This is a genomic window from Acetobacter aceti (assembly GCF_002005445.1).
Lineage (GTDB): Bacteria > Pseudomonadota > Alphaproteobacteria > Acetobacterales > Acetobacteraceae > Acetobacter > Acetobacter aceti_B.
The window spans coordinates 1878894-1890310 of record NZ_CP014692.1 but is presented as its reverse complement, the minus strand read 5'-3'; the positions used below and the strand labels follow the sequence as shown (position 1 = coordinate 1890310).

At 54.8% G+C, this 11417-nt stretch carries 13 protein-coding genes, 2 tRNA genes and 1 pseudogene; 7 read left to right on the top strand and 9 right to left on the bottom strand.

All coding sequences use genetic code 11. From position 1 onward, the window contains the following. Positions 1 to 7: 7 nt before the first annotated feature. Both cobS and A0U92_RS08540 read right to left on the bottom strand, forming a co-directional pair. Positions 8 to 1000 carry a cobaltochelatase subunit CobS gene (gene cobS / locus A0U92_RS08545; protein WP_077812856.1) on the bottom strand — a complete coding sequence of 331 codons (993 nt, stop codon included), beginning with the start codon at positions 998 to 1000 and terminating at the stop codon, positions 8 to 10. A 41-nt stretch (positions 1001 to 1041) separates the two neighbouring features. Then, on the bottom strand, positions 1042 to 1647 hold the full coding sequence (locus tag A0U92_RS08540) for a J domain-containing protein (protein ID WP_077812855.1): 606 nt from the start codon (positions 1645 to 1647) through the stop codon (positions 1042 to 1044). 85 nt (positions 1648 to 1732) lie between these two features. Between A0U92_RS08540 and A0U92_RS08535 the strand changes: the two genes are divergently transcribed. From A0U92_RS08535 to A0U92_RS08525, 3 genes and pseudogenes are all read left to right on the top strand, one after another. Further along, positions 1733 to 2041 carry a BolA family protein gene (locus tag A0U92_RS08535; RefSeq protein ID WP_077812854.1) on the top strand — a complete coding sequence of 103 codons (309 nt, stop codon included), beginning with the start codon at positions 1733 to 1735 and terminating at the stop codon, positions 2039 to 2041. Further along, the gene (locus A0U92_RS08530; RefSeq protein ID WP_077812853.1) at positions 2038 to 2601 is read left to right on the top strand and encodes a LolA family protein; all 564 of its coding nucleotides are present in this window, start codon (positions 2038 to 2040) and stop codon (positions 2599 to 2601) included. The genes A0U92_RS08535 and A0U92_RS08530 overlap by 4 nt, the downstream gene beginning before the upstream one ends. Positions 2602 to 2974: 373 nt before the next feature. Next, a pseudogene (locus A0U92_RS08525) lies at positions 2975 to 3687 on the top strand (transposase). A 185-nt stretch (positions 3688 to 3872) separates the two neighbouring features. Here A0U92_RS08525 and A0U92_RS08520 read toward each other — a convergent pair. The 7 genes from A0U92_RS08520 to gpt all read right to left on the bottom strand — a co-directional run bounded on the left by A0U92_RS08520 (position 3873) and on the right by gpt (position 7768). Further along, a complete protein-coding gene (locus A0U92_RS08520; protein WP_149026431.1) occupies positions 3873 to 4964 on the bottom strand; it encodes a glycosyltransferase family 2 protein in 1092 nt (363 codons plus the stop codon). 274 nt (positions 4965 to 5238) lie between these two features. After that, the gene (locus A0U92_RS17305; RefSeq protein ID WP_149026430.1) at positions 5239 to 5511 is read right to left on the bottom strand and encodes a hypothetical protein; all 273 of its coding nucleotides are present in this window, start codon (positions 5509 to 5511) and stop codon (positions 5239 to 5241) included. A gap of 251 nt (positions 5512 to 5762) precedes the next feature. Next, positions 5763 to 5839 (bottom strand) — tRNA-Arg (locus tag A0U92_RS08515). A 76-nt stretch (positions 5840 to 5915) separates the two neighbouring features. After that, positions 5916 to 6221 carry an ETC complex I subunit gene (locus A0U92_RS08510; RefSeq protein ID WP_077812851.1) on the bottom strand — a complete coding sequence of 102 codons (306 nt, stop codon included), beginning with the start codon at positions 6219 to 6221 and terminating at the stop codon, positions 5916 to 5918. Positions 6222 to 6263: 42 nt separating this feature from the next. Further along, a tRNA-Pro gene (locus A0U92_RS08505) sits at positions 6264 to 6340 on the bottom strand. Positions 6341 to 6355: 15 nt separating this feature from the next. Then, positions 6356 to 7276, bottom strand: coding sequence for an N-acetylmuramic acid 6-phosphate etherase (locus A0U92_RS08500; RefSeq protein WP_077812850.1), 921 nt, complete (start codon positions 7274 to 7276; stop codon positions 6356 to 6358). 6 nt (positions 7277 to 7282) lie between these two features. Next, positions 7283 to 7768, bottom strand: coding sequence for a xanthine phosphoribosyltransferase (gpt, locus tag A0U92_RS08495; RefSeq protein ID WP_077812849.1), 486 nt, complete (start codon positions 7766 to 7768; stop codon positions 7283 to 7285). 149 nt (positions 7769 to 7917) lie between these two features. On the opposite strand from gpt, the gene A0U92_RS08490 reads away from it, so the two are divergent. The 4 genes from A0U92_RS08490 to A0U92_RS08475 all read left to right on the top strand — a co-directional run bounded on the left by A0U92_RS08490 (position 7918) and on the right by A0U92_RS08475 (position 11368). Further along, complete coding sequence (locus tag A0U92_RS08490; RefSeq protein WP_077812848.1) at positions 7918 to 9171, top strand: MFS transporter; 1254 nt, start codon at positions 7918 to 7920, stop codon at positions 9169 to 9171. Next, on the top strand, positions 9149 to 9622 hold the full coding sequence (locus A0U92_RS08485) for an NUDIX hydrolase (protein WP_077812847.1): 474 nt from the start codon (positions 9149 to 9151) through the stop codon (positions 9620 to 9622). Before A0U92_RS08490 ends, A0U92_RS08485 begins: the two co-directional genes overlap by 23 nt. Before the next feature lie 79 nt (positions 9623 to 9701). Continuing rightward, the gene (locus A0U92_RS08480) at positions 9702 to 10601 is read left to right on the top strand and encodes an ABC transporter permease (protein WP_236748049.1); all 900 of its coding nucleotides are present in this window, start codon (positions 9702 to 9704) and stop codon (positions 10599 to 10601) included. Positions 10602 to 10606: 5 nt separating this feature from the next. Beyond that, complete coding sequence (locus tag A0U92_RS08475; RefSeq protein ID WP_077812845.1) at positions 10607 to 11368, top strand: ABC transporter ATP-binding protein; 762 nt, start codon at positions 10607 to 10609, stop codon at positions 11366 to 11368. Positions 11369 to 11417: the final 49 nt, after the last annotated feature.

The window sequence follows — 11417 nt, the reverse complement described above, 5'->3', positions numbered from 1 at the left end:
CCTGTCGTCAGTTCTTGCGCTTGACCAGGGGATCAGCGTTGAAGCAGCGCTGATAGTATTCAGCCACCATGCTGCGCTCGGCTTCATCGCACTTGTTCAGGAACGTCACCCGGAAAGCAAAGGCCAGATCACCGAAAATACGAAGGTTGTCTGCCCAGGCGATGACCGTACGGGGAGACATGACGGTCGAGATATCGCCCGCCATGAAGCCGGACCGTGTCAGGCCGGCGAGGGCGACCATGTTGTCGATGGTCTGGCGCATCTTCTTGTCGTCGGACGCAACACCCAGCTTGGAGGTGACGATCGCCACTTCCTGTTCGTGCGGCAGGTAGTTCAGGGAGGTGACGATGTTCCAGCGGTCCATCTGTCCCTGATTGATCTGCTGCGTACCGTGATACAGGCCGGTCGTGTCGCCAAGTCCCACGGTGTTGGCGGTGGCGAACAGACGGAAGAACGGGTTGGGGCGAATGACGCGGTTCTGGTCGAGCAGGGTCAGGTTTCCGTCCACTTCGAGCACGCGCTGAATGACGAACATCACGTCCGGGCGGCCTGCGTCGTATTCGTCGAACACGAGAGCGCAGGGGTGCTGGAGACACCACGGCAGCAGTCCTTCACGGAACTCGGTCACCTGCTGACCGTCTTTCAGGACAATGGCGTCCTTGCCGATCAGGTCGATACGCGAGACGTGACTGTCGAGGTTGATACGGACGCATGGCCAGTTCAGGCGGGCGGCAATCTGCTCGATGTGGGAGGATTTACCGGTGCCGTGGAAGCCCTGCACCATGACACGGCGGTTGAACGCGAATCCCGCCAGAATCGCGAGAGTGGTGTCGTGATCGAACCGGTAGCTGGTGTCGATTTCAGGCACATGCTCGGTGCGGATCGAGAAGGCGGGAACCTTGAGATCGCTGTCAATTCCGAAAACCTCACGTGCCGAGACCTCAAGGTCGGGAACCGAGATCGCAGATGTTGGTATCAGGTCAGCAGACTCAGCGGTCATGATGCATCCGTTCGTTAATGTTCAGAGTGACCCTGCCACGATCAGGCAGATTTTTCGAGGTCACTCTCAATGTTGGAGGTGAAATGCGTGCGAAGGGTTGAATAGGCCACATTGATGACTTTCAGGCGCTCTTCGGCATGGGGATCGCCATGATTGGTGTCCGGATGGTGCTTCTTGGCAAGGGTCTTGTAGCGTGTTTTGACCTCGTCGAGAGAGACGGGCCAACGCAGCCCCATCGTCGCAAGCGGTTCACGCAGCGGTTCTGGCGTTTTCGGTTCGCGGGACTGGCGGTGGCGACGGGCGCGATCGGCGCGCGACGCGTTGAGAATGTCGAGCGGATCGAGGACGTCCTCCTCGTTAAAACCCTTCTGGCCGATATGCCCGATTTTCCAGGAGGGGCGGTCCCATGACATATCAGCCCGCAGATGCGCCTCGATCTGGGCTGAACTCATGCCTTTGTAATAATCCCACCGGGCGTTGTACTCGCGAACGTGCTCAAGGCAGAACCAGAAATATTCATTCAGGCTGTCGCGGGACCGAGGCGCGCGGTAGCCCGCCTCCTGCTCGCAGCCGGGGGCGTCGCAACATTGCCTCGGGGCATCCGGATCGGGATCAAATGCCCGATGACGTGTGTTTCGTCTGCTCATGCAGCCTGTTATGTGTGCCACGATGGTCCGGATGCAAGAGGGTTGTTGACGGATAGTGGCATGCAGAAGGTGGAGATTAAGAGCGATGGCAGGTATTGCAACAGGCCCGCGGGCCCAGCGCGTAACGGCGCTTCTGCAGGAGAAGCTGCACCCGGTCCGTATGGAGATTATCGACGAGAGCGATCGGCATGCACATCACATCGCACGCCCACGTGGACCACAGGAGGGTGCGTCGGAGACACATTTTCGTCTTACGCTGGTGAGTGACGCCTTCTCCGGACTTTCGCGTGTTGCCCGGTCACGGCTTGTTCATAAATATCTCGACGCCGAATTTACCGATGGCCTGCATGCGCTGGCCCTGACTCTGAACACACCGGCAGAGATTGCTGTATGATGCGGCTGCTTTCCCGGAGGAGCGCCCTGTTATCCGGATTGGCGCTGGCTGCCTGTTCTCAGACAGGAACCGTTCCTCTGACGGTACAGGACCAGCAGGATGTCACTCGCGTGGAAGACTATCTGAACGGCCTGACAACTCTGCAAAGCAGGTTTGTACAAACCTGGCCAGATGGCAGCCAGGGTGAAGGAATGCTGAATTATCAGCCAGGGCAGCTAAGACTGGATTACAGCAATCCGAGAGGTATGACGCTTACGGCGGGTGATGGCCATCTGGTCCTTGATAATCCGCAGACTGGTGCTGTGACACGTATGGGGCTTTCTCATACACCGCTTGGGCTGCTGCTGGCGCGACCGATTCATATGCAGGGAGCGGTCACTGTAACAGCCGTGAAGCGTGGTCCGTCGACGCTTCAGGTTTCCGTCGCCCGAACGGATCGACTGTCAGATGGTCTGTTGACATTACGTTTCCGGGATGAGGGTGAAGAAAGGCTCACGTTGTCTGGTCTGGTCATCGTGGATGACCGACAGCATATGATAACGTTGAATTTTTCTGGGTAATATTGAAAAACAGGCGTTGAATTACTGTGTTATTTGTAATTGAATTCTTATTTTGGCAGACTGCCTGTTGTATGGAATACAGTCTTGTTCAGAATTTTAACTTTCGAAATTTTTTCTGAATCAGGAGGGCGGCTTTATCCGCGACCAAAAGCGTCAGTAATTGCCTGTTCAGTCATATGGGTGACAGCAACGCATAGAGCACTGCCCGGCAGATTGCCGAAACAACAGTCACACAGTCTATTATTCAAAATGCTCACTGTCTCACCGAAAATGATTTGAGTAATTTCAGAGAGTGGAGGGTTCGAAAAACCTCTTGGTATTGATGTGTTGGCTGTGATTCCATTTTTCCGGTTCTGATTGGAGGGATGGCGCCATGAAACAGCCCGGGTTCTTTGATGTTGAGGAGCGGTTTGCTCGCCTGAGCGGGCATGGTGATCAACCTGAAGCCTTCCGCCCTGATCTGGACAGGGCACTGGTGTATTCAGACGGGAGCAGAGGCGGACGGCCACCGTTTGATCCAGTGCTGATGTTCAAGCAAAACTGTCGCACAAGGACCGCCATGCGCGACGGGCGCTCAAGTTCACGAAGGCAAAACGGCAAGAGGACGGGACGCTCCCGCCCACGGACCTCGCCATTCCGTTTTTTGGTTACAAATCACATATTTCCATCGACCGGAAGTTCAGGCTGATCCGGAAATGGAAGACGACAGACGCCGCAGCCACTGATGGTGCGCGATTGAGAGAGGGCCTGTTCGATCGAAGCAATACAGCGTCCGATGTCTGGGCGGATACGGCGTATCGCTCAAAAGCCAATGAGGCTTTCATGGAAAAGAGGGGCTTCGTCTCGAAGGTTTACAGGAAAAAGCCGCATCCCAAGCCCATGCCCCGGCATATCCAGCGGTCCAATGCCGGGAAGTCCGTCATCCGATCCCGTGTCGAGCATGTCTTTGCCGATCAGAAACCGCAGACGGGACTGTTCATCCGGACCGTAGGTCTCACCCGGGCCACCATGAGGATCTGGCTGGCCAATATCGTCTACAATATGCGCCACTTCCTCTTCCTCGAGAAGATGAACGCGAGCGCGTAGTAATCCAGCGAATGATAGTCCCCGGTTCTGCTCAGAACACAGATCGAAAGCCCCCAAGAATCGTCAATCAAATCGCCAAAAGCCTGAAATCGCGAGCCAGAGGCATCAATCAACGGTTCTTCAATTCCTCCATCTCGCAGCAGCGCATTCAGGATTGTTATTTTAAAGTATAATAAAAATATTTTTTATTTTTCTATATTTAATTTAATTGTTGTGGATGAGGTGATATTATTTTTTAGAACTCTTGTTTTGTATTTTATATAGGTAATATAGTTTGTTGTGTGCTTTATAAATTTTTTAGATTCCTCAATGTGTCCACGACTGTTGAGGATAACTGCTGTGGCTATTATATGTTCTTTTATATTAGGATCAGCGTCAAAAGCCTGCTTAATAATTGATATTTCTTCAATATTAGGCAGGAAAAAACGTGCTTTATACATTTCCATTATTTTTGCAGCTGCAGATGATAAAAACCACCTTTTTTCACTAGGTGATAAAATCCGTTCCGCATGATGTAAGGATTCGTTGAAAGTATCTTCTCTCTCCAAGATGGACATGAACTCGCAAGAAAATCTGATATCATCATGACCAGCTTGACGTCTTTGTTCAGATATAGCGCTCAATTGCGACCAAATAGCTATCGATTGAAGCTTTTTATGTGATCCAGACGTAGTTGAGTTGGGGTGAATTCTGTAGCTTCCCAAAGGTGTAGGAATAACTCCTAGATGGCCAAGGTGCTTCAGTCGCCAATAGAGGTCTGTATCTTCGCAGCAGGGAAGATATCTATAGCCACCTGCTTCAATGAACGTTTTAGCTCTCATCATTAGCATGGGTTGCGGGATATATGGTTCTCTCGCAGGGATACTGAATGCATCGGCATCCTCAGTAGGGTATGTATACAGTGCTCGTTCTATGCGTTTGCCTTGTTCATCAATTAAATCGACATAAGAACTAACTGCCACACAATCTGGATTTTTCTGTAGATAGGCTAATTCTCTTTCAAATCGCTCAGGGTAGGAAATATCATCCCCGTCGTGCCGGGCGATAAATGGAGCAGAGCAATACTGGAGACCATGATTGAGAGCGGCAACAATTCCGGCATTATCCTGCCGATAATATTGAATACGATTATCTGTCTCGGCGACTTGCCTGATGATCTCGCCTGTTCTGTCGACTGATCCATCATCAACGATGAGAAGTCTATAATCGGTGAAGGTCTGATTCTGGATACTGATCAGTGTTTCCAAAATGTATCGGTCACAATTGTAGACTGACATTAGAATGTCTAATTTACACGTCACAGAAACCCCTATGAAATAGATGTCTTTTTTGATATTCTATCTCAGTAGTGAGTGGAGGCCAATATCTTCATTCTGTGATGCTGCCTTGTTCAAAACGTCGCTAATGCGGCTTGGGTTTTTCTTTGATTTGGCCTACAGTGTGTCGTCATTTAAGCTGTTAGTGTGGCGCGTAGAGGTTGTACTTTCTATCTGCGTGTGGTGTCTGTTTTCCCTGCATTTCAGGGAGGCAGACAGATGCGGCGTTACGGTTTTACGCTGCGACCAGTTGGAGCGGATAGGCGGCCATCGTCTTGTCAGTGATAGGTTGGTTACCTATAAAGCCACCAAAATATCGGTTCATCACAAACAAGCGCGTTGATATTTTTTGATGTGGTTCACCTGAACGCGGTAATTTCAGCCAATCACTGATTGGTTTTTCTGTAGCTTTATTTCTGACTGATTGATCTGCTTCCGCACGGTGCACCGCTTCACAGTATTTTCGGTGTGCAAGGGCCGTTGCTTTTTCTTTGTCTGATCTGTCCATGGCCGGGAAGCGAAAACCGCATGGACCAGTTTTGTGTGCCGTTGGGCATAAAAAAACTGAATGACCGAACGGCTGCAGCTTGGCCCAATGTGTTAGTGCTGTGCTTTTTCAGGTTTTCAGACATGCCCAAACCCTTGATTTCCTTCGTTGTGGAAATCTTGTGCGAGGATTATGCAAGGCGTCAAAAGTGGATATATCCCTAAAAGGAATAGGGTATAAATCCATTTAAGTCATTGATCTATAAGGAAAAATGGCGCGCCCTAATGGATTCGAACCATTGACCCACAGCTTAGAAGGCTGTTGCTCTATCCAACTGAGCTAAGGGCGCGCAAAACCGCCTTGAACGTCCGGCTGGCGTTTTATCCATTGTTCCAGCAGAAAAAACAAGAGGCCGCTGAGGGACTTTAGTGCGTCCAGTTCTGGATACGGTTTATCGCGAAATTATCCGCGTAGACCTTGGGCGTGCGAATGCGCTCGACAGTCTTTTCAACCTGATAGGGGATAGCATGACGACGCGCATAAGCCTCGGCTTGTTCGAGACTGTCAAATTTCAGATGAATCTGCGCTTTTGCGTCACTGCTTCCTGTCCATCCCATAAGAGGGCTTGGACGATGCGGAGCAGACTGACCGTATTCGAAAATCCAGTCACGAGAACCATAAAGCCCTGACTGACCGGCACTTTTGGGTTGCTTGTAAATTCTTGCAGTCATTACTCGCCACTCCGTTGCTTTCAACGAGACCGTGTCGAAAAGTGGTCGGGGCGCCCGGACTCGAACCGGGGGCCTCCTGTACCCAAAACAGGCGCGCTACCAGGCTGCGCCACGCCCCGAACCTGCGGCGGAACCTATGTGCAGAGAGAGGTTCTGGCAAGCCCCAATCGGCTCAGGGCCATGCGTAAATTATCATCAGACCGTAAAAGCTCAGCGTGAGCGGCCTTTTTCTCGGCTCCAAGCGCTATCAGAACGGCTGGTTTTACATGACCTTCCGTCTGTTCAAGAGCGATTCGCGCGTTTTCCTCGCTACATTCCGTGAGATTGACGACCATTCGAACAGCGCGCTCACGCAATTTTGCGTTTCGGCTGCGCATATCCACCATCCGGGCCTTATAGACGCGTCCCAACCCGGTCATGAGGGAAGTGGAGAACAGGTTGAGGACAATCTTCTGGGCCGTGCCCGCTTTCATCCGTGTGGAACCTGCAATTGGCTCAGCACCCGTTCCAACAAAAACAGCATGCTCCGCAGCAAGCAGGAGAGGCGTCTCAGGCACGTTCGCGATGCCTAAGGTCAGTGCGCCGGCATTTCGGGCCGCTTTGACGCAGGCGACAGTGTAAGGCGTCCTCCCGCTTGCTGCTATCCCGACCACGACATCATTCTCTGTCAGGGCAAGCGCCTCCACCTCGGCACGCCCGGCCTCGGCATTGTCTTCTGCGTTCTCAACGGCATTCAGGAGAGCTTCCCGTCCCCCCGCTATCAGCAGGCACATCCGCTCTGGCGGCCAGTTGTAGGTTGGTTCGAGTTCCGCCCCATCCTGCGCGGCCAGACGCCCGGAACTGCCCGCTCCGGCATAAATCAGACGACCACCGGCCATGAGCCGGGGAAGGGCGCTTTCAACCGCTTCTGTCAAAGCCGGCAGAGCTGATGCGACGACAGCCGCCGCTGCAAGCTGGGATTGCCAGAGCGCCGTCAACTGCGTGGCGACAGGCCATGTGTCGTAATCCAGAAAAGCCGGGTCAGCAGTTTCCGTGGCGGGCAGGAGTAAAGACATGAGAGCTCAGTTCCCGTTCGTCGCTTTTTTGGCGAGGGGAGCGATGAACAGGGGAGCCGTATCCCATGGAAAGAGCACCCATGTGTCCTGCGGCACTTCCATGACGAAAAGATCAGTCAGCGGCTTTCCCGTCGGCTTGGCGTAGAGGCAGGCGAAGAACGCTTTTGGCAGACGCTCGCGTACGACGCGGGCCGTGATGCCGGAATCGACAAGATCATCCACGACAAGAAAGCCTTCGCCGTCTCCGGCAGCCTGCGGATCCTTGATTATTTTTGGAGTGCCTTTTGACTCTTCATCATAGGTCACAACGGAAATTGACTCGATCAGACGGCAGTCGAGCTCACGGGCGAGGATAGCGGCTGGGATCAGACCGCCTCTGGTAATAGCGACAATTCCCTTGAACGGACCCTTCGGCATGAGGGTTTCCGCCAAAGTACGGGCATCGCGGTGAAGCTGATCCCAGGTCACAGTTGCATAAGTCGTCGCTGTCACGCCGCGTCTCCATTGATCTCAGTCTCTTCGCCGCAGGCTCGATACAGGCTTAAGGCGGCGTAACGATTGTATTGCCTCCCGTCACCTGTCTTGGCAACGTGAAGGGGTGGGTGGTGTCAGCCCGATCATCACCTGCTAGGAACTGACGCATGTCAGCGTCTGATTCCTCCGCCCCCTCGTCTCCCGATATCACTCTGTTACGGCAACCGGGCCTGATCAGTTGTCTGGTCGGACGCAATCTTTCCGCCTTCTCCTCTCAGGTGCAAGCGGTTGCCGTTGGCTGGCAGATCTATTCCCTGACGCATAGCGCCGCTTCTCTGGGTTTTGTCGGTCTGGCGCAGTTTCTTCCCATGCTGTTGCTGACTCTGCCTGCCGGGCATGTGGCGGACCAGTTCAGCCGTCATCGTATCGTGATCACCTGTCAGATGATCGAAGCCTCTGCGGCGTTCGGCATGGCGATTGCCTCCTGGCAGCATCTGATCGGTCCGTGGGCGCTCTATGCGCTGGTAGCCCTCTTCGGAGCCTGTCGCGCTTTTGAAATGCCCGCGCAGCAGACATTCCTGCCCGCCATCGTTCCAACCTCCCTGTTTCCACGAGCGGCGGCCTTGTCGTCATCCCTGTTTCAGGTGGCCTGCATCGCCGGCCCTTCACTGGGTGGCGTGCTGTACGGCTTCGGCGCCGACACCTGCTATGCGTTGTGCTGCATCGGTTTTGCGTCATCCGCTCTGGCGACAGCGTCAATCAGAATGCGCTTCCCCGAACGCCGTCGTCAGCCCATTACGCTGGAATCCGTGATGGGAGGCATCGCTTTCCTGCGCAGGCAACGGCCCATGCTGGGAGCGATCTCGCTCGATCTGTTCGCCGTGCTGCTTGGTGGCGCAACGGCGCTTCTGCCAGTCTATGCCGAGGATATTCTGCATGCAGGACCTGTCGCGCTTGGTCTGCTCAGGGCTGGTCCCGCCATGGGTGCTGTTCTGATGGCAGTCATCATGACTCGTTGGCCTATCCGCAGAAATGCAGGAAAAATCATGTTCCTGTCAGTCGCTGTATTTGGAGTGGCGACGATCGTGTTCGGTGTATCGCGCTCGATCCCGCTCTCCATTCTGGCCCTGATGGTTCTGGGGGCCGCTGATGTGATCAGCGTGATGGTCAGGGGTGCGCTGATCCAGCTTGGCACGCCCGATGAAATGCGCGGGCGCGTCTCAGCCGTGAACATGCTGTTCATCGGTTCCTCCAACCAGCTTGGAGAGTTTGAGAGCGGCATGCTGGCGGCCTGCGTGGGGGCAGTCCCCGCCGTGGTGATTGGCGGTGTCGGCACGCTGATTGTGACGGGCGTGTGGATGCGCCTTTTCCCCGGACTGCGTGAACTGGATCGTCTTGATGACATCAAACCCTCTGCCTGAACCACGAGTGCCTGAACCACGAGGGGCGGTGATTGCCGTCTGCCGTAACCCGGCCGATGGACGGTTTCTACTGGTGCGACGCGCCAATCCTCCGGACGCCGGCCTGTGGGGATTCCCCGGTGGACGCATCGAACCGGGAGAGGATCTTCTGACGGCAGCCAGCCGCGAACTCACGGAGGAAACCGGCCTCGATACCCGGGGGATATGTGCGCTGACGGCCTTTGATTCGATCCACCGGGACGAGGACGGGGCTCTGCTGTTTCATTACGTCATTGTGGCGGTGCGGTGTGACTTAACGTCTCCTCTTTCCGCACCGGAGCCCGTAGCCGCTGATGACGCCCTTGAAGCAGGGTGGTTCAGTCTCGAAGCAATCGGCAGGTTTGGCGCGCTTGCCAGTGCCGGCGTCTTCACGCTTGCGCAACGGGCTGAAAAGGAAGCGCGAGGCTCCTGACCTTGCGCTTCCGTGCAGGGTTGTCTATCGCGCAGGCATGGACAGCACAGAACGGCCGGACACCGGGGGAGAAGACCTCGTGACGTCAGAACCGACGAGGCCCGCAAAACCCATCACGGACGAGCCCCATGTTGCGGCAGAACTTGCCGCGCATGGAGACATGCCGGTCATGGATCTGCGACCGGAACGTGGAATGGCCCGTGTCGTTCACGCTCTGGACGACCTGTCGGGCAGTCTCCGGCTGCTCCGCCTCGGCTGGATGCTGGGTTGGCTTGATATAAAAATGCGTTATCGCGGTTCATTGCTCGGGCCGTTCTGGGTCACCATTTCCACGACCATTCTGGTTGCGGCGATGGGTATGCTGTACGCCACACTGCTGCACACGGATCTCAGGGCTTATCTGCCGTTCCTGTGCTTTTCTCTCGTGCTGTGGTCCTATCTGAGTGGTGTTGTCACAGACGGGTGCTGTGCTTTCACAAGCACATCCAGCCTGATCCATTCGATCCGTATGCCATTCACCGTTCATATCATGCGGGTGATGGTCAGGAATTTCCTGACCTTTCTGCATAGTGTCGGCGTGATTGTCGTGCTGTTCGCCATCTTCCGGATCACGCCGACCTTCAACTGGTCCCTGCCAGCCGGTGTCTTCCTGTGGATTACGGATCTCTACGCCATTACCCTGATGCTCGGTGTGCTGGGCGCGCGTTTTCGCGACATGCCGCCGATTGCCGCCAATGTGATGCAGATCCTGTTCTTTGTGACGCCGATCCTCTGGAAACCCGATCTCATTTATCTGGGGCGGCAATATATGTTGCTTGACCCCTGTTATCCGCTGATCGAGATCCTGCGAGGCCCCTTTATGGGAGTGGTCTTGAGACCATCCATCTGGTTCATGGCCCTGGCCTACAGTGTTGTTCTCTGGTGTGTCTCTTTTCTGCTGTTCGCCCGCCTGCGCGGCCGTCTGGCTTACTGGGTGTAGACGATATGGCTGGAATCGATGTCACGAGCCTGTCCATATCCTTTCCACTCTATCACGGTGATGCGCGCAGTCTGAAGAAGACCATGAAAAGCGCGCTGACAGGCAAAGCCCCATCGAGCCGGTTTGCCCGTGACGCGCGTAACCGGATCATGGTGCAGGCGCTCACGGACATCAGCTTTTCCCTGAATCCCGGTGAACGTCTTGGTCTGATCGGGCGAAACGGAGCGGGCAAGACGACACTCCTGCGGGCGCTCAGCGGAATTTACGAGCCTGTCGAAGGCCGCGTGGTTGTGCGGGGACGGGTAGGGACGCTGCTGGATACATCCCTTGGCATGGACCCTGAACTGTCAGGCCGGGAGAATATCCGCCTGCGTGGGCTGTTCTTCGGATTGTCGGACATGGCCATCCGGGAGGTCGAGCAGGATGTCGAGAGTTTCGCAGATCTGGGCGCTTTCATGGATCTTCCTCTGAAAACCTATAGCTCAGGCATGAGTCTGCGTCTGGCCTTTGGTCTTGCGACAGCGATCATGCCGGAAATCCTGATCATGGATGAGTGGTTCATGGCCGGAGACGCTACGTTCATCCAGCGTGCGGAAGGGCGGATTGCAGGACTGGTCGAAGGGGCGGAGATTCTGGTTATTTCCAGCCATATGCCAGCCATTGTCGAGAAATGGTGCACACGCGTGCTCTGGATGGAGCAGGGGAAGATCGTGATGGATGGCAGGCCTGCTGATGTGCTGCCGGTCTACCTGAATGCGGGGCATTAAACTGGCGCATATCCGTTCAGGAACGGAACGTCATAGCCTGATAATGGCC